At 39.6% G+C, this 19,967-nt stretch carries 13 protein-coding genes; 3 read left to right on the forward strand and 10 right to left on the reverse strand.

Annotation, left to right across the window (positions count from 1 at the left end; genetic code table 11):
• Positions 1-16: 16 nt before the first annotated feature.
• The 3 genes from A8B79_RS13990 to A8B79_RS14000 form a co-directional block, all read right to left on the reverse strand.
• Positions 17-1,702 (reverse strand): hypothetical protein, encoded by a 1,686-nt coding sequence (locus A8B79_RS13990; RefSeq protein ID WP_066223848.1) that lies wholly within the window; start codon positions 1,700-1,702, stop codon positions 17-19.
• A 100-nt stretch (positions 1,703-1,802) separates the two neighbouring features.
• A complete protein-coding gene (ettA, locus tag A8B79_RS13995; RefSeq protein WP_066223850.1) occupies positions 1,803-3,446 on the reverse strand; it encodes an energy-dependent translational throttle protein EttA in 1,644 nt (547 codons plus the stop codon).
• Between the two features lie 378 nt (positions 3,447-3,824).
• Positions 3,825-4,268 carry a CBS domain-containing protein gene (locus A8B79_RS14000; RefSeq protein ID WP_066223852.1) on the reverse strand — a complete coding sequence of 148 codons (444 nt, stop codon included), beginning with the start codon at positions 4,266-4,268 and terminating at the stop codon, positions 3,825-3,827.
• 164 nt (positions 4,269-4,432) lie between these two features.
• Here A8B79_RS14000 and A8B79_RS14005 point away from each other — a divergent pair, with 164 nt between their 5' ends.
• The 3 genes from A8B79_RS14005 (at position 4,433) to A8B79_RS14015 (ending at position 9,486) form a co-directional block, all read left to right on the forward strand.
• Positions 4,433-6,316: an ABC-F family ATP-binding cassette domain-containing protein gene (locus A8B79_RS14005; RefSeq protein WP_066223854.1), complete on the forward strand. Its 1,884-nt coding sequence runs from the start codon at positions 4,433-4,435 to the stop codon at positions 6,314-6,316.
• 217 nt (positions 6,317-6,533) lie between these two features.
• Positions 6,534-8,084 (forward strand): Na+/H+ antiporter NhaC family protein, encoded by a 1,551-nt coding sequence (locus A8B79_RS14010; RefSeq protein WP_235603745.1) that lies wholly within the window; start codon positions 6,534-6,536, stop codon positions 8,082-8,084.
• Between the two features lie 109 nt (positions 8,085-8,193).
• A complete protein-coding gene (locus tag A8B79_RS14015) occupies positions 8,194-9,486 on the forward strand; it encodes a M28 family metallopeptidase (protein ID WP_066223858.1) in 1,293 nt (430 codons plus the stop codon).
• Here A8B79_RS14015 and A8B79_RS14020 read toward each other — a convergent pair whose 3' ends face one another.
• The 7 genes from A8B79_RS14020 to A8B79_RS14055 all read right to left on the reverse strand — a co-directional run bounded on the left by A8B79_RS14020 (position 9,487) and on the right by A8B79_RS14055 (position 19,933).
• The gene (locus A8B79_RS14020) at positions 9,487-12,774 is read right to left on the reverse strand and encodes a WD40/YVTN/BNR-like repeat-containing protein (protein WP_066223861.1); all 3,288 of its coding nucleotides are present in this window, start codon (positions 12,772-12,774) and stop codon (positions 9,487-9,489) included.
• A gap of 665 nt (positions 12,775-13,439) precedes the next feature.
• A complete protein-coding gene (locus A8B79_RS14030) occupies positions 13,440-14,159 on the reverse strand; it encodes a M48 family metallopeptidase (protein WP_066223864.1) in 720 nt (239 codons plus the stop codon).
• A gap of 265 nt (positions 14,160-14,424) precedes the next feature.
• Positions 14,425-14,931, reverse strand: coding sequence for a hypothetical protein (locus A8B79_RS14035; RefSeq protein ID WP_066223868.1), 507 nt, complete (start codon positions 14,929-14,931; stop codon positions 14,425-14,427).
• A 186-nt stretch (positions 14,932-15,117) separates the two neighbouring features.
• Positions 15,118-15,828, reverse strand: a complete 711-nt coding sequence (locus A8B79_RS14040; protein ID WP_066223870.1) for a hypothetical protein — start codon at positions 15,826-15,828, stop codon at positions 15,118-15,120.
• Positions 15,829-15,999: 171 nt separating this feature from the next.
• Entirely contained in the window at positions 16,000-16,584 is a 585-nt protein-coding gene (locus tag A8B79_RS14045) for a hypothetical protein (protein WP_153038448.1), read from the reverse strand.
• Between the two features lie 114 nt (positions 16,585-16,698).
• Positions 16,699-18,249, reverse strand: a complete 1,551-nt coding sequence (locus A8B79_RS14050) for an acyl-CoA carboxylase subunit beta (protein ID WP_066223873.1) — start codon at positions 18,247-18,249, stop codon at positions 16,699-16,701.
• Positions 18,250-18,259: 10 nt separating this feature from the next.
• Positions 18,260-19,933: a hypothetical protein gene (locus A8B79_RS14055; RefSeq protein ID WP_066223877.1), complete on the reverse strand. Its 1,674-nt coding sequence runs from the start codon at positions 19,931-19,933 to the stop codon at positions 18,260-18,262.
• Positions 19,934-19,967: the final 34 nt, after the last annotated feature.

Raw genomic sequence — 19,967 nt, forward strand, 5'->3', positions numbered from 1 at the left:
TTACTAACTATGTAAGTTAGTTTTCGAGTGCTGTCTTCCAGACAGTTTGATAGCCAAATTCATTTTGCTTTTCCGACAATTCTTTGATGGATTGTTTGATCAGCTTAACGATCACATCTTTTTGACCAATACGGTTTAATGCGTTTAAGTCAGAAAATTCTGATTCACTGAATGAAACCCCGGGACCTTGAATATTCCCGTTAAACCATACATTTGAAGTTCCATCATAACCCTGAGTTTGACCGGATACTCTATAGCTCACATTAGGAATAAGTACAATAGTATTGTTTTCTCCTCCAGCAACCTGATAGTTAATTACCACATCCATGAAAGCATCCATATTCATATCCCGCATTAAACGAGCTGACGTTCCGTTATCTGCAATAAGAGCGGTAGTTCTGTCTCCTAAAACTTCACCCAGTGAATTAGGAACGAGTCGCTTAGTGTTTCTCAGGTTTTTAGCAATGTACTCTTTGGAGTTTTCATCTTCAGGAGTATAAAACTCATCATAGATTGAATTAGATGTAATTTGATCCACATCCACAACCGAAGCGCCGTAATCATTTCTCAGCATCGAAGTAAGATCAGAGTAAATGTTTTCCAAAAACTGATCCCAGTATTGATCATCCAATTCGGGAAATTGAAAGGTGGTTGTAGTTGTCGTGATCTCACGATAACCGGTAGCATAATTATCTCTCTCTGATGTTTCCACTTCCTGCTTATACAACGTACCTGAAACACTTAATGATGAAATTCCAATTCGTTGAATATCAGAATCCAAAGGACGAGCATACCATGCATTCGATGAATTTGCTGTATATTTGAATTTTCCTGAGCCTTCTTCGGAATCTCCTTTTACCTGAACCCATGCGCGACCTTCAGCATCGCCCGTGACATTAACAGGAACCGTATCAAAAGATCTCATATCACTTCTGAAATAATCAAATGGTTGTCCTGAAACGCCTCTGTCTGATTCCAAGATCATGACTTGCAAATGATTGACTCCTTTAACCCAATTGGTTACATCCTTACCGGTTGGGCCACCACCTGCAATGTGTTTATGTTTAAAAGCGTCAGCGGGAACAGTAATTTTGTTGTTTATTACAGCTGATTGGAAATACGCAAAACCTTTGGCTCCCACTGCGCTGGTTATCAAAGAAACAATTACTCGTTTACCTTCCGCATTCGAGTCGTAATCCAATTCTATTTCCAAATCTGAATTCAGGTCTACTGTTGGGGATGTACTATTGCCATTTACACTTTTGATTCTTACTGATGGTAACGAAGATATCTCAAACTCCGTAGATTCACCATTAACGCTGGTCAATGTAACTGTTTTTGTAGATGTGTCTTCCGCATCAAATCTGGCGTAATAAGCGCCGCCTCCATAACTCTTGGCTTCCACACCATTTACAGTAACTGTTCCGTCCAGAGCAATAACTCCAATTGCTCCGCCCGGCTTAACCAGTTGAACTCCAACCAGATTTTCACCTTCTTCCCAATCTTCGGTACCCAATGTTGTAATTCCTACATCTGCGGCATATACATTGGTTTGATACATTCCAATTGCTGCAATGTTATTGAAATCCGCCTCTTTTTTGGTCATGAATTTCAACGCCACTTTTCCTATCTGTTGCTGAACTGTGGCACATGAAAGCACCATCGTAGCCAATCCTAAAACCAGTATTCTTTTTGAAAACATTTTGCACTCCTTTTATTATTTCACTCGATCGTGAGTTGATGGAGTCAAAATGCTCAGAATGTTCTCGCTAATAAATCACCCGAATGGGGTATTTTGAAAATTACCTCGTCAACTTCTTGTAATGAATTCGTTGAGGCTGATCTTCGGAAATGCCTAAGCGTTCTTTGCGATGAGCTTCATACTCTTCATAATTCCCTTCATACCAATAAGTTTGGCTGTTACCTTCAAAGGCCAAAATATGAGTAGCAACTCTATCCAAGAACCACCTATCATGAGAAATAACGACTGCACAACCGGCGAATTCAAGTAAAGCTTCTTCTAGCGCACGAAGTGTATTTACATCCAAATCATTTGTAGGCTCATCAAGCAGAAGTACATTTGCGCCTTCTTTCAGCATTTTTGCTAAATGAACACGATTTCTCTCCCCACCCGAAATTTGGCTTGTTTTCTTTTGCTGATCACTTCCGCTGAAATTGAATCTGGCAACATATGCTCTGGAGTTGACCTCTCTGTTTCCAAGCTTCAAAATTTCGTGCCCACCTGAAATTTCTTCCCAGATTGTTTTACTTGGATCTAACGGACGCTTTTGATCTACATAGCCAAGCTCCACCGTTTCACCAATTTCCAGTTTTCCTGAATCGGGTTGTTCTTCCCCGATGATCATTTTGAACAACGTCGTTTTACCGGCACCATTCGGACCGACCACTCCGACAATCCCACCCGGAGGTAATTGAAATTCCATGTCTTCAACAAGCAGCTTATCTCCGTATCCTTTCGCAACACCTTCGGCAACAATTACTTTAGTTCCAAGACGAGGTCCGGCAGGAATAACGATCTGCATATCATCATTTCGCTTTTCCTGATCTTTTGCCAATAACTCTTCGTAAGAACTGATACGAGCTTTGCTTTTTGCTCTTCTCCCCTTCGGATTTTGACGAATCCACTCCAATTCCTGTTGTAATGTTTTCTGTCTGTTGGATTCCTGCTTTTCTTCCTGACGAAGTCGTTCAGATTTCTGCTCCAACCAAGAAGTATAATTTCCTTTAAACGGAATTCCTTCTCCACGATCTAATTCCAGAATCCATCCTGCAACATTATCCAAGAAATAACGATCATGCGTTACAGCAATTACCGTTCCTTCATAGCGAGCTAAATGTTGCTCTAACCAACCTACTGATTCTGCATCTAAATGATTGGTAGGCTCATCCAATAATAGAACATCGGGTTTCTTCAATAACAATCTACAAAGCGCCACGCGACGTGCTTCACCACCGGATAGTACTTTCACGGAAGTATCGCCGGGAGGGCAACGAAGTGCATCCATAGCTTGATTGAGTTTTGCATCCAGATCCCAGGCATCAATTTGATCGATCTTTTCCTGAAGTTTTGCTTGCTTCGCGATAAGTGCGTCAAAATCTGCATCAGGATCTCCAAAAGCAGCATTCACCGCCTCGTATTCATTGATGAGATCAACCGTTTCCTGAACACCTTCTTCAACAATCTCTTTGACTGTCTTTTCCGGATCCAGTTTTGGCTCTTGTTCCAGATACCCAAACGTAATCCCTTTTTGAGAACTGATCTCTCCCTGATAGTCCTGATCTACACCTGCGATCAATCGTAATAAAGTAGATTTTCCTGCACCGTTTAATCCCAGAACACCGATCTTAGCGCCGTAGAAAAATGAAAGGTAGATATCCTTTAAAACGGTTTTATTTGGTTTGTGGACTTTGCTTACGCCCACCATCGAAAAAATTATCTTTTGATCGCTCACTGTACTTGTAGTTTGTTATGTATTAAAGTCACCCAAAACGTATTGAAGCGTCCTCAGAATGACTTTGAGAAAGAACCCAAAGGTACGGAGAGTTAAGGAGTTTTGAAGGGTGGAATTTTGAGAACTTCCAAATTTATTGAATGTATAAATCCCCCTTCGAAGGGGGCTCAAAATCTCGTCCAGAGATTTTGCGGGGGATGTCAGAGCGGGGGATGTTGTGAGGTTTACCAACCCATAAAACTCACAGCATCCCTCGACAGTCAAAACACTTCTGGCCTGACACCCCTCCCGCCTTCGGCGTACTCCCCTCAATGGGAGATTTGGTTACGAGCTCGAATTTAAAAACGAAAACTACCCAGGATACCCGCTTCCGCTGGTGATATAATCACGGAGAGAATCAATTTCGTTCTTTTGATTTTCGATCACCGATTTTACCACATCACCGATGGAAATAACTCCAACAAGTTTTTCATCTTCTAAAACAGGAAGGTGACGAATCCGCTTGTCGGTCATCAATTGCATACACAAGTTCACAGAATCATCAGGGGTTACGCAGACCACTTTATCTGACATTATCTGTTTTACAGCCGTAGTTCGGGAAGCTCTTCCTTTCAAGATTACTTTATTCCGATAATCTCTCTCCGAAATAATTCCTTTCAGAACATCATTGCTCATTACAACCAGCGCTCCAATATCCAACTCAGCCATCTTTTCAATGGCCTGATAAACCGAATTATCAGGACTTACAGAATAGATAGCATTTCCTTTTTTCTGCAGAAGATTTTTAACAAGCATAGCATTCTCCGATAAATTGTTAGTGTACTATACAATTAAACATAGATTCTGAATTTTGCAAGAAAGCACCTCACATAAAGTAAATATCATAATCATTATTCATGATTCGCTCACATTTACCGTATATTACCTTCTTCATCAAGACTTAATGTTCAAACTGATTTATGACCTACCTCTCCACAGAAAATCTGGGTAAAAAATACGGCCTTAAACTTTTATTCGAGGATCTCACTTTTGGAATCTCAAAAGGGGACAAAACTGCGCTAATTGCTCAAAATGGAGTAGGAAAATCAACCTTACTGAAAATATTAGCTGGGAAAGAAACTCCTGATTCCGGTAAAGTTATGATCCGTAATGGAATCAAAGTAGCTATGCTGGAACAAGAGCCTGAACTCGACGACTCCATGACCATCAACCAGTTTATAGCGCACGGCGAAAATGAGATGGTGAAAGTGGTTCAGCAATATGATAAAGCCGTAGCAGCACAAGCTGAAGATTACAATGAGAAAACTCAGGAAGCTTTTGATAAGGCGCTCGCGAAAATGGACGCCGCTAATGCCTGGGACTACGAACAACGACTTCATCAAATTTTAAGCGTATTAAATATTCATGATCTGGACCAGGATATTAGCTCTCTTTCAGGTGGTCAACGAAAGCGTGTGGCTTTGGCTTTTGCATTATTAGATGATCCTGACCTTTTGATCCTCGATGAGCCTACCAACCATCTGGATGTGGAAATGATCGAGTGGCTGGAGGCTTACCTTACTAAAAGCACAATGACGCTATTGATGGTAACTCACGACAGGTATTTTCTGGACAGGGTATGTAATCACATTTTGGAAATCGAAGACGGACAGCTTTATCACCATAAAGGGAATTACGAGTATTTTCTGCAGAAGAAGGCTGAACGTGAAGAAGTGTACGCTACCGAAATTGCCAAAGCCGGCAAGTTGATGAAGAAAGAGCAAGAGTGGATGCGTCGCCAGCCCAAAGCAAGAACAACTAAATCTAAATCCAGAATTGATGCTTTTTATCAAACGGAAAAGAAAGCGAAATCAGGAAAAGTAAAGCAAGAAGTAAAACTTGAAGTAGACATGTCCCGCATTGGTGGACAGGTTCTGGAACTTAAAAAAGTAAGCAAAAGCTTTGATGATCTGGTTATTCTGAAAGACTTCGAATATTCTTTCAACAAGGGAGAACGAATCGGGATCATTGGAAAGAATGGAGTTGGTAAAAGTACATTCCTGAAGATCATTACCGGTGAAGAACTGGTTGATTCGGGAGAAGTTGAAACCGGACAAACCATTGTTTACGGACATTACAAGCAATCCGGTATTGAGATCAAAGAAAAAGAACGAGTGATCGATGTGATCAAAGAAATTGCGGAAGTGATCGTATTGGCAAACGGTGATACCATTTCTGTTTCTCAGTTTCTGGAGCATTTTATGTTCGATTCCAAGATGCAATATACACCTGTTTCAAAATTAAGCGGTGGAGAGAAAAGGCGTCTTGGTTTGATGATGGTGCTAATCAAAAACCCAAACTTCCTGATACTTGATGAGCCTACAAATGACCTTGATCTTATCACTTTAGAAAAACTGGAAGGATTTCTTTCCAACTTTGGCGGTTGTTTGATCATTGTATCCCATGATCGTTATTTCATGGATAATTTGGTAGAACACTATTTTGTGTTTGAAGGAAATGGCGTGGTTAATGATTTCAACGGGACGTATTCTGAATACAGAGCTTTAAAATCTGAACAAGAAAATGGGGGAAAAAGCAGTTCCTCAGAAAAGAAGAAATCAGATCATCCAAAACCGTCCAATTCTGATCCGGAGAAACTCAGTTTTAATGAACGAAAAGAATATCAGAAGTTAGAAAAAGAGATCGAAGAACTGGAAAAGAAAAAATCTGCAATTCATCGCCAAATGAGCAATTCAGATCTTGATTATGAAAAACTTCAGGAGCTTTCCGAAACATTCAGCGCTTTAAAGGAAGAGTTGGAAGAAAAAGAGTTTAGATGGCTGGAATTGGCGGAACGAGCATAGGAATATTGAATCTAATCTTTTCTTGTTGAGGTCATCCCGAATTTATTTCGGGATCTTTGTAGAGCACCTTATTAAACTCTTTTAAAAGATATCCCAACAAAGCCTTTCCTTAAGATCCTGAAACAAGTTCAGGATGACGTAATCTTGTTATTAGCTCTTTTACAGAGAATGTCTTTTATTTAGCTCGTATTCATTTTCAATAAATAATCCGTTTATTTTGAGCATTAAAGAAAAATTCGCCGATCCTGACATCAGAAAGAAAATTGTTCAGGGAGCCATCCTTACTTTTATTATCTCTGTTATTGCCGTTTACTTTTCTGACGGTTTTGTTCAGGAAAACGGCCATTTTGGTTTTTGGTCGATCACTCCCCCGCTACTTGCCATCTTTCTTGCTTTTTATACCGGTGAAGTAGCCAGTTCTTTGTTTCTGGGGATCTGTCTGGGAGCCGTAATTTCCAATAAACTCAATGTTGTTCAGGAATTTCTGATTCCATCAATTGGTACAGAAAGTTTTGCCTTAATTCTTCTGGTGTACCTCTGGGCACTGGGCGGTTTGATCGGAATTTGGACTCGTACCGGTGGCGCTGAAAAGTTTGCACGATGGGCCAGTGAGAAAATGGTTAAAGGCCCTGTTTCTGCTAAGCTTTTTACCTGGTTTATGGGAATAGTATTCCATCAGGGCGGAACAATAAGTACGATTTTAACCGGAGCTACTGTTCGACCAATCGCCGACAAGCACAAAGTTTCTCATGAAGAACTTTCTTATGTGGTGGATTCAACCGCTTCTCCGATTGCAACGCTGATTCCGTTTAATGTATGGCCTATTTATGTAGCTGGTTTGGTGATTGGTACCAACGCACTTTTTGAAACTACTCAGGATGGGATCAGTTTTTTCTTATCAGCATTACCGTTCAATTTTTATGCGATCTTCTCCATCATTCTGACGCTTCTTTTTGCATGGGAAAAACTGCCTTGGATTCCCGGAAAACAAATGCGAAAAGCCATCAAACGCTCCAGAGAAGAAGGAAAGTTGGATAGAGACGGAGCTACACCAATGGCTGCGGATGAACTCACCGAACAAAAAATTCCTAAAGGCTATAAGCCCGGATTGATAGATTTCTTCGGACCAATTGGTACTCTACTTGGTGTAGCTATTATCCCTTTCTTCTATACTTTTTTCGTTCAGGATAAAGGAGACGATTCTATTTTATTAATCGCAGAAGCATTTGTTCTAGCTGTCCTGGCAGGACTTATAATAGCAGTTGCCAAAGGCATGAAATTACAAGATGCCATTGATGGTTTTGTGGATGGGTGTAAAGGTGTAACCATTGGCGCTATTATTCTAGCATTTGCCGTTACACTTAAAGAAGTCGCTGATGCCGTTGGAACCGCTGCTTATGTAGTTGATATAGTAGGTGGAATTATCAACCCTATAATCCTTCCCGGATTACTTATGGTTTTCTGTATGATCATCGCCTTCTCTACAGGTACTTCCTGGGGAACTTATGCGGTTGTGTTTCCTGTCGCTATCCCATTGGCTTGGGCAATAGTTCCTGATCCTTTCTTTCTTACACTTTGTTTTTCTGCTGTTATTGGTGGTTCCGTGTTTGGCGATCAATGTTCCCCTATTTCGGATACAACCATTTTGTCTTCACTCGCAACCGGTTGTGATCTTATGGATCATGTTAAGACACAGTTTCCACTGGCAATGGTTGCCGGCAGTTTAGCTATTGTGATGTATTCAGCGTTGGTATTTTTCTTTGTTTAATGAACAAAAGGATATACTCACTGCAAATATGATACTCAATACTGCATAAGTAATTTCTGTAGATCCAACTTATTTATACTTGGTTTCAAACCGGTATAAATTTTTTGAGATGACCAATCTATTTTCATTATCAGCTATCATCATAACTGTTCTGTTAAATTGCAGTTCCGCAAATCCCCAAGATGATCTAATATCTAATTTTGTAACCAAGCCTATTGAGTTTAACCAAATTCCTGAGGTAAATGATCTAGCTCTCTCTTTTAACTCAGATTCTACTAAATTAACTATTACATATACTGTTACTGATGAAGAAAATGATCTCCTGAGCATCAAAGTATATCAGGTTTTTTCAGATGGTAATGAGCGTTCGATCTCTGAGAATTTTCTTGCCGGAGAATTAGAAAATGTACAGAATTCGAGTTCAGAAAAAAGCATAGTCTGGAATATTGAATCAGACTCGTCCTTTAAAGCAAACAATCGATTCCGAATTAAAATAGAAGCTGACGATGGGTTTGCAAATGACCTCTCACAATTGATCAGTTTAGTAGATTCTTCAAGAATAAAAAACGATATCCAAAACTTTCAAGGAGTTCGTCATTATTCAGGAAATCCCTCTCACTTAGAAAATTCCAGAGAATATATACGAGCACAGTTCAAAGATCATCAGATTGTACAATTCGATCAAAAATTCCCTAACAGAAATACTCAAGGAATTAACATTATTGGAAGTATTACCGGTGATGAAGGTGAACATGAATATTATATCATAGACGGACATTATGATACCGTTTCTTCAACACCCGGAGCTGACGACAACGCTTCAGGTACTGCCGGGATGTTAGAAGCCATGAGAATTCTTTCGCAATTCAATTTTAAAAAAGGAATCAGGTTCATTGGGTTTGACATGGAAGAACTAGGATTGGTAGGTAGTAGATTCTATGCTCGAAACATCACCAAAGATGAAAACATACTTGGTATGATAAACTTTGAAATGATCGCATATACTTGTAAAGGTGAGCCTGAATGTAAAGACTTTGTGAACGCTGATTCTTCCATCTATAATATCAGAAGTAGTTTTGCCTCAATAATGAGCGATAATTTCCTGGAGATCGGGAATACCTATGTCCCTCAGTTAAAAATTACTGCCGTTATGGACGATGGTGATCCCAACTTCAGGCGCAGCGATCATGCCCCGTTTTGGGATATTGGAGTAGATGCATTATTTCTAGCTGATGGAGCTAATTTCCGAAATCCACATTACCATAAATCTTCTGATGGATTGAAAACTTTGGATATCGCTTTTGCGACAAATATAGTTAAAACCACTGTTGGTACTATCGCCAAGCTTGCAGGTTTTAATCATAAAGGCTCAGCGATAAGTACAACAATCGTTATCAAATAATTACCAATCTATCTCCAACACTCTTCCCGGCGTCCAAGGTGCATCTGTTCCCTTAAGTTTATTATCGATTTCAGGAATATCTGTGTTCATGATCTCTTTTAGCATTTCAATTACAGGTTTCAACTGTTTCTTAGCAATTTCAGCAACCCGTTTTGACGTTCCGGTTGGATCAGAGGTTGAAGAAGTTCCGGCTCCAATCGCATTATTTATTCTGGAATTTAACGATGGAGCTCGTTGAATTTCCAAGCGTCCCGCTAATCGATCACCAAACATGATCATATTAATTTCGTCCAGTTTTTCTTCCAACTGTTCAATATCTGAGGCTAAGCCCGATGGTGCATCACTACCAAGAGCTTTTAATGCACCTTTGTAATATTGAAGTCGTTCCTGAGCTTCTCCTACCGCACTTCTTGCACTATTGGCTGCTTTTGAGAGCTGATTTAGTTGCTTGTGAAAAGCCAACATCGCTTCAGGATCTTCTGCCGGTAAAGTCACATTACCTAAAGATCTTACTTCAAAGCTCTGTGCTTCGGTTAATTGAGTAACTTCTCCATCAATATTTTTTGATAATTCAACAGTATACATTCCCGGAAGAACCATCAAGCCTGAACTGAAATCTTTAGACTGATCAGCGTCTCTGGTATTTAATCTTGTGATCTGTGGGTATGTGAGATCCCAGTAAATTCTGTTGATCCCTTTTCTCGGAGACGTTTTTAATTCGCGAACTACATCCCCATTAGCATCCTTCACTGTAAAGATCAGGAATGGTGCTTCTTCCTCTTCTTCCGCTTTTAATTGCTCATAAGTTGGGTAATAAACCGTCTCCCCGTCTTTTCTTTTTTTAGCTTCTTCTGCTTCGCGAATAGCTTTCTTAGTTTTATATCCGTCTTTTAAATAGTAAGTGAAAGCAGCACCGAATTCAGGGTTCTCTCCCAGAAAGTAGTCCTCACCCTGAAAACCTTTTGGTCCCAGCCAACTGATAGTATTGCTTGCTGCAATTCTGCTGTACGGCTGATATTGATAAGCATGTCTTGTAGAAAATAAATGAGCTTCTTTTTCTGCAACTTCCTTCGATAATTCCTGAAGTGCAGAATAATCATCCATTACATAGAAACTTCTACCAAAAGTACCTAATACAAGATCGTTTTCTCTTTTTTGGATATCAATATCGCGAACCGCTACGGTCGGCAATCCTTTGTTCAATTCTTTCCAGTATTCACCACCATCAATGGAAGCAAACATGCTGAATTCTGTTCCAACGAATAGCAGGTTGCCTGTTTCGAAATCTTCTGCAATTGAATATACAGAACCTTTTTCCGGTAAATTATTCGCTATCGATTTCCACGACTTACCTAAGTTTGTACTCTTTAAAATGTATGGCTTAAAATCACCATTCTTGTGATTGTTAAATGCTACATAAACGGTATTTATGTCATGCTCTGATGCGATCAGTTCATTTACATACACCATATCCGGCACACCGGGAAACTTGTCATATTTATTCCAGGTTTCTCCTCCATCTTCAGATACATGAACCAATCCGTCATCGGTTCCGGCGTACAGCAAATTCTCATCTAATGGTGATTCTGCTAGAGCAACAATACTTCCATATACTGAAGTAGAAGCATTTTTTGCAATGGCATCCATCGGCCACACTTTATCCATCACTTCAAATTTATTTCGATCCAGTTGACGCGTAAGATCACCACTAACTTCTCTCCAACTTTGTCCCATATCATCACTTCTGAGTACACGATCGGAAGCGAAATACAGTCTCTCGTTGTCATGAGTACTTATAAAAAATGGTGAATCCCAATTCCAGTTATAATCATAATCTGCATCAGGAGCTTGTGGCCTGATATTCTGCTGTTCACCACTTTGCTTGTCAAATCGTGCTAATCCACCATATTGAGATTGTGCATACACAATATTCGGGTTGGTTGGATCAACATGAGGTTCAAATCCATCCCCAAGCACTGTCACAAACCATTCATCATCGTTGATTCCGGTTGTGGCGTTTGTTCGGGAAGGTCCGCCTAAAGTGAAATTATCCTGAGTTCCGCCGTAGATATTATAGAACGGCTCTGCATTATCAGCGGCTACTTTATAGAATTGAGTTACCGGAAGGTTGGTGAAAAATCTCCATGTCTTTCCACGGTCAAACGACTCATACACTCCACCATCATTCCCGTTCAACAAGTGATTCGGATTATCAGGATTGATCCAGAGCGCATGATTATCAATATGTTTATTCTTCTCGCCTACATTATTGAAAGTCTTTCCTCCGTCTTCAGAAACTCCGGAATACGTATTCATTACATACACCAGGTCTACATCCACAGGATCAGCGATCACTTCCTGATAATAATTTCCGCTTGATGAATAATTACTCTGCTTTTCCCACGATTCTCCTCTGTCATCAGAACGATAAAAGCCGCTTTTGCCTGATTCTGCTTCAACAACCGCATAAACCACATCCGGATTTGCAGGAGAAATATCCATTCCGATTCTTCCGATGTCTCCGCCCGGCATTCCTCTCATTGTTTTCTTCCAGGTTTTTCCGGCATCCGTAGATTTATAAACAGCCGATTCCGGTCCCCCACTGATATATGTAAATACTCTTCTTCTTCGCTGATGAGCCGTTGCATACAACACATCAGGATCTCTCGGATCCATGTGCACTTCATTTACTCCGGTATGCTCGCTGATTTCCAATACTTTCTCCCAATTCTCGCCACCGTCCGTAGTTTTGTACAGTCCACGATCTCCGCCGGAACTCCAAAGTGGCCCGGTTGCCGCTACATAAACCACATCTGAATCTCTGGGATCAATTTCTATCATTCCGATATGCTCAGAATTCTTCAGTCCCATATGTTTCCAGCTTTTGCCACCGTCAATGGATTTGTATACTCCATCACCGTAAGCCACACTTCGCTGATTGTTATTTTCTCCCGTTCCAACCCAAACCACATTGTGATTGTTTGGGTCCATCGCTACAAAACCGATGGAGTAAGAGCCTTCGTTATCAAAAACCGGCTTAAGCGAAATCCCACCATTCTCCGTTTTCCATACTCCACCTGACGCCGTTGCAATATAAAACTCACTGTGGTTGTCAGGATTTACAGCAAAATCCGAGATCCTTCCGGAAGTAAAAGCCGGACCGATACTTCTGAACTCGAGGCTGTTCCAGGCAATATTATAACGGGAGTCTTTATCTGATCTTTGGGCAAAAAGTGATGTTGCGCTGATCATCAACACAAGGGCTAGTAAGGAAGTAAATCGTTTCATCTTAATCTGATTGATTTCTGATAGTTAGTGGCTTAGAATAATTAAATATGAGTTCTAATGTGTTTAAAATTTGTATTTGGGGGTTAGTAAAGTTGTCTCCTTAAGGGAAGGAATTCTAGTAATATTTCATAATCTTAAACCTTTAGATATAGGACTTTGAAAAATTCATTTGATAATTTAAAGCTTCCAGAAAACATGGGTATTAGTAAACTTGAAGAAATATAGAATCCTAAGCTATTTTTTTAATCAACGACTTGTAAAAGCGAAATCTTTATGTTTTCTGGTGGTTTTTGGTACTTTTGTCCATACAAAAGTACGAAGAGCCAAATAGTTGTGTTCACGATTTTGAAGTAGAAAAAACCTCCTCTGTCTCTCTGTCTGCCGACAAAGGCAGACTCCTGCTACAGGAGGATGACTCGCTGATAAAATTCAGATTCAACTCTTGAATTCCCCTCCTTATCCAAGGAGGGGCGAACTACTCAGAACCCAAAAATTTGTTTGGGAACCGGGGAGGTACGTTCCCAACGCAGGTGCATACAGAGTCTTTGTTCTTGAATTGTCGCAGCTGATTTAGAATCGGCTCCTTACAAAGATCCTGAAACAATACTGTATCAAGTTCAGCACATGGTTCAAGATGACGGACTACTACTTTATTACTAACTGATTCAATCAATCCTGCCATTCAACTGCTTTTGTAGCTCTTTCCAGTTTGGCAGAAACTGAGTCATAAAATTTTTGAAACGCTGGTTATGCAAACGTTCATGGAGATGAACCATCTCGTGAACCACCACATACTCCAATAACTCCGGAGATTTTTTAGCCAGTTCTAAACTCAGCCAGATTCTTTTATCCCTGATATTACAAGTACCCCATCTGGTTTTCATCTTTTTAACGCCGAACTCGTTCACCGAGACCTTCATGATCGGTTCCCATTTTTCGATGAGCTTAGGTATCTCATTTTTCAGATAGATCCGGTAAAAATCATTTAAGGCTTTCTCTTTTCTGCTCTGTGTAATAATATTTCTGAAACTCAGAATTATATCGGAGCCCTGAATATTTACTCCGATCTTTTTAGCACCGTGTTGTAATTTCAAGCTGTAGTTGCCACCCTTGAATGGAATACTGTCCCCATTTTCATATTTCAGATCCGGTTCGGGCAATTGAAGAGGAGGTTTACTCAGGTGCTTTTTGATCCATCCCATTTTTTGATGAATGAATGCGATAAGCTCTTCATCTGAAATTTTAAAAGGACTGGACAGCTTCACCTCAAGAGAAACACGATTCACTTTTAGCCTGATGGTTTTGATCTTTTTACGGGTGACTAAAACGGGAATCTCATTAACAACTAAGGTATAGCTCTCTCTTTTTGGCTTTCTGTTAAACATAAAATTACATCCCCCATAAAACAATGCTAAGCAAGCATTTAGTCGCTTATTGATCAAGCTACTATAATTTAATATAACTTGCTACGATGCGGCCTAATAATTTGTTGGAGAGATAATTCAAAAGCCCTAGTTCAAGCTTCATTTATGTTAGGTTGGTATTCTATCCGTAGGGGCAATTCATGAATTGCCCCTACGGGTTTTGAAATCAATTTCTTGCGAGAAATTAATTTTTTACTCGCTTGGGTTACCGTCTACACATTTAGTTTTAAAGCTCGTTTGATTTCTGATATCGAAAAGATTGAATAGAATCTATTAAATGTTCAAAATTCAATACTTCTGTACTTTCTATATCGATATTTCGAATCTCAACTAATTGATATGACCAAGGTGAACCTTGTTTAAGATGAAAGTAAAATGAAAGGATAAACCCCGGATCATCTTGAAACCACAATGTAGATACTTGATTCGAGTAGGCTATATATTTACCAATAGAATCGGTACAAACAGTATCTACAGACTCTACAATTCTGTTTAATTCATTGGGCTCTAAATATAGTTCTGCTCTTAATGAAAGAGAATCTAAATTAATTGGAATCCCATTTATTAAAGTGTCTGAGATAACTGTTGTGTCTTTTTTACCAAGAACTTTTGGAGAAGTTGTAATCTGTTTCCAAGTATAAATCTGATATTCTGGGACATCAAATTTTGATCTTTCACAATTCCAGAGGAATAGAATTGAAAGAAAAAAGAATAAGATTGGATAGAGTTTCATTTAGAATCTAAAGTCTGTAACGTACTACTTTAAAGCAAGTAAAAGTCTTGCAGAACCTTCAATCTAAAAACTCAGAAGATATCTTTGGGGCATTATCAGAAGTAATCACTCGGAGCAGGAGTTTGGGAAAGAGGTTAAAATTTAATTTATCGGTCAAAACGAAACTTGAGTTAGGTTGAAAAAAGATCAATCTGGCAATTGCTCTTTTAATTCTTCCAATCTCTTCATGTTTTGCTCTGCAAAAGGAGTTTCTTCTCCAATCAATGAAATCATTTTTCGAATTAAATTTTCAAGTTCTGATAGTTTTAATTCTGTTGGCTCCAAAACAAATTCAATTTCAAGCTTGGCTGCCCTCAAATCAGTCAGCATTAACTCTTCATTTTTAAATTGTTCAACCATTTCATCATAAACAGTATCGATTGCTTCTTTTGCTTTATGAGGTAAATCTTTTGCTAAATAAAGACTAGAATAATTTAGAATGATGAAATTCTTTTGGGAATCAACTATTTCAGGATGAAATAAATTAACTGAATTAAGGTAATACTCAGATTCCACATAATTTCCCCTCACTAGTTCAACACTTCCAAGGTTATTATATGCACTGGCTTTTATGTTATAGTTTAGAGTAGTGTCTGCTAAAATATGATCTAGCCGTTTTTTGTGATATTTAAAAGCCTCATCATAATTGCCATAGTTCTGATTTAGAGCGGCAACATTATAAGAAAGTTGTTGTAGATAATAGCTACTTGCTTCATTTTCCAGAGCAAATTCATACTCTGATTTTGCCTGTACAATTGAAGCGTAAATACTATTTGTGGATTCCTCAATTTCCTGAGCGAATATTGAGTTGGTAAACAAAAGAGCCCAGAGTAAATAAGAGATTGCAGTATATTTCATGTTGTTTAACATATCATTATTCGAACAAGAATCCCCTCATCCGCTCGGTTAACATCGTTGAAACTTCGTAAAAATGCTAGTTCGAAAAATTAGATTAGTGGCATTAACAGAAACAATCACTCGGAGCAGGAGCTCCGTTCGTTTCTCCCAAGCAGGAGCTTGGGAAAGAGTTTAAGAGTTCTTGGATATAGTTGGTGGAGCTTCAATTGGACAACCATTTATTTCACCAACTCCTCGAGATTCATTGTGAATCGAATACCATCTGTTCAAAAGCCATATTCGTTTTTCTTGGCACATTGCGAAATAATCAGATCCATATAAATGGAATCCAATTTCAGAATTTGTTGAGAATAAATTAGTCTCGTTCTTTAAGGCATATAAGACAGTAATGCCGCCACCTTCAGTAATTAAAGTATCTCCATTTTGCATAAGTTGCTTTTCCTGCCAAAATGAGTTTTCGCTTAAGGTGTGAAGTGTATCAGTCTTTGAACAAATTTCTGAGTTCAATATAAGTGTTGGATTTTGTAGGAATTCAAAGGAAGAAGGAACTGGTAAGTTGGAACATAAAACAAATTGTCCACCATTACTTACAAAATAGTTGACCTTTTCAGTATTCACAAAGTTGTCACTTACTTCAAGCTGACCAATTGCCTGATTAAACAATTTGTTTTCACTAAAACTGAACCACCAAAATGCGTGAATGCAGAAAACCAAGATAAACCCAATCAGAATGTATGTCTTTGATCTCTTATTCATGGAAAAGTGCCTAACATATTATTACCAATACACGAATTTTCCTTATCGCTCAGTTTCAGGCAAAGAATGCCCCTTTCACCTTTCACCTTTCACCTTTCACCTTTCACCTTTCACCTACAACGGCAAATTATCATGCTTTTTCTTCGGCACGGTATCCACTTTGTTTTGTGAAACTTCCAGAGCTTTGATCAGTTTAGATCGGGTTTCTTCCGGCTTGATCACATCGTCAATAAATCCTCGGGCAGCTGCTCGGTACGGATGCGCAAACTCTTCAGCGTATTGTGCTTCCAGTTCTTTTTGCTTGGCTTCAGGATCGCCGGCTTTTGCAATTTCTCTTCGGAAAATGATCTCAACCGCTCCTTTACTTCCCATTACCGCGATCTCAGAAGTTGGCCATGCTACGTTATAGTCGGCTCGGATATGCTTGGAGTTCATCACATCATACGCTCCGCCATAGGCTTTACGGGTAATTACCGTCATTTTCGGAACCGTAGCTTCACAGAATGCATACAGTAATTTTGCACCGTCTTTGATTATTCCGCCCCATTCCTGATCAGTGCCCGGTAAGAATCCCGGAACATCTTCAAATACCACCAACGGAATATTGAATGCATCACAGAAACGAACAAATCGCGCTCCTTTTTTGGAAGAATTGATATCCAATACACCAGCCATCGCCAGCGGTTGATTCGCTACAATTCCGATACTTCGTCCACCCAAACGGGCAAACCCAACTACGATATTTTCAGCATATTCTTTATGCACTTCGTAGAAACTCTCTTTATCAACAACTCCTTCGATCACATCTTTGATATCGTAAGGTTTGTTTGGATTCAACGGCACAATATCATGCAGTGCTTTTGCTTTTGCAGAATCCGGTTCTTTGGATTCGATCATTGGCACTTTTTCTTCACAGTTTTGCGGGATATACGACATCAACGTTCTGATATCCTGCAAACAAACGGCATCATTCGGAGTTGCAAAATGAGCCACTCCTGATTTTGAGTTGTGCGTCATTGCCCCACCCAGTTCTTCCGAAGTCACTTCTTCATGCGTAACGGTTTTTACCACATTCGGTCCCGTCACGAACATATAACTCGTATTTTCTACCATGTAAATGAAATCTGTAAGTGCCGGACTGTAGACCGCTCCACCTGCACATGGTCCCATGATCGCAGAGATCTGAGGTATCACTCCTGAAGCCATACTGTTTCTCCAGAATACTTCCGCATAACCACCGAGCGAAGAAACGCCTTCCTGAATTCTTGCTCCGCCTGAATCATTCAACCCAATTACAGGAATGCCATTTTTGAGTGCCAGATCCATCACTTTGCAAATTTTTTCGGCATGTGTTTCGGAAAGAGAACCGCCGAAAACCGTAAAATCCTGACTGAATACATACACCGGCTTGCCGTGGACCTTTCCGTGACCGGTTACAACACCGTCTCCCAAAAACTGTTGCTCATCCAAACCAAAAGCGGTACTTCGGTGCGTTACAAAAGCATCTATTTCATCGAACGAACCTTTATCCAGAAGCAGGTCGATGCGTTCTCTGGCAGTAAGTTTTCCTTTCTCGTGCTGCTTTTCGATGCGGGCTTTTCCACCACCCAGTTTCGATTGCTCACGAAGTTTTTCAAGACGTTCTACTTTTTCGTTCTTTTCCATAGTTAGTTAATCAGGATTTATACTCTTTAAAATAGGATTGCAACATATCAATAAATTCGCTGGCCTCTTCCGAGAACATATCCACTTTTTGTTTGCTGAAAATTTCTTTTTCTAAAAATACAGAAGCTTCGTTCCAATTATCAAATTGTCCCAACTCATTGATTCCCCGGTCGTATGCTTTCTGTTTTCCGGAAAATACGTCGTTTACCCAACGATCCTCGCTGTCCATAAGATACTCATTCAATTCCATAGTGGCTGAACTGTCTTCAACTGCCTCTTCCTCCATAAATATCTCATCGTCTTCATCTTCAACGAGCAGTGTATTGAACGTGGGTTCAGATTCAGGTTCTTCCTTTTCTTCTCTTGAAGCCATCATCACTTCCATCTGATCTTCACTCAAAAACTGAGCCCACATCGGCTTTTCTTCTTCATCTTCTGAGCTTTCCTCTTCTTCCGAACCAATATGTTCTTCCAAAATCGGATCTTTGGTTTCTTCGTCCGATTGGAAAACATCCTGAATAAGATCGTCTTCCTCTATCAATTCACCTTCAAACTCTTCATCGCCCTGAACTACTCCTTCATACGAATCCTTAGCCTGATCCAAAATAGAAGTCAGGTTAGATTTGAATGCTTGTTTGTCTTCTTTTTGATTGCTGACCGGTTCGGAATCCTCTTCTTCTTCTTCTTCTTCTTCTGCATTTTCATCTTCACTTAAGAAGATATTATTCAGAGATTCCGAATCATCCACATTATCAAATACCAGAGTTTCTTCCTGTTCGATATCTCCAAGAATCTCGTTGATATCCGGTTCAACAGCTTCTGACTGAAACAAACTTGCCAAATTTTCTTCTTCCTCTTCTACCTCTTCCGGAATTTCTTCCTTTGCTTCTTCTGCTACTTCAGCCGGTTTTGTTGATTCCGATACTGACTTAACTTCACTTTCCTGCTCTTTTATCAATTCCATTTTGAAATTCTCAGTCGAAAGCATTTCGATAAAGGTACTTTGCGTAACGGCTACATCAATAGAAGAGAAAATGTCAGCGGTATTATCGAAACCTTTATCTCTGAAGAATCTTTGTAGAAGCTCCGGAGCAAGTTTTCCTCCGCAAAGAGAAAAAAGCATTTCCAGTTTTTGAGACCAGTTTTCGGCGGTATAATCATATACGATCCGGGCATCTAAATTTGAAACCAGACTTTGACATCGTTCTATAGTCAGTTCGTCCAGCTCTCTTTTCTTCATATAAAGAGGAATCGCAGTTCCGAAATGTTTGTAAACCATCAGTCTGGCACAACGTTTACTTACTTCCTCAAACGAAAGCACTGTTTCTTCCCGAAAAATATAAGGAGCGATGTTCTTTCGAGGTTCAACAAGAACTGAAACTATATCGCTAACCGTGGCATGCAGAATATCATACAACTTTTGGTGCGGTATAACGGAGCAGCTTATGGCCGCATTTTTAAAATCCTTTTGAGCACTAACGAACAACTTATTTTCCGTATCCACCCAAACAGAATCTGTCTTTTTAAGATCTGACAGCACTTTGTCTTCCAGTAAAAGGCGAATTCTTTCTACAATGTAGACAGGTATTTCTGCCTTCAATAGCTGTTGAGGCGAGTAAAACGGACGCTCTGTTCCGATCTGTCTTGTAAATTTATCGGTAATTTGGTCAATGACCTTTTGCATGGAAGTATGATGATTTTGGTGAACGAAAATAATG

Source organism: Balneola sp. EhC07 (assembly GCF_001650905.1).
Classification (GTDB): Bacteria; Bacteroidota; Rhodothermia; order Balneolales; family Balneolaceae; genus Balneola.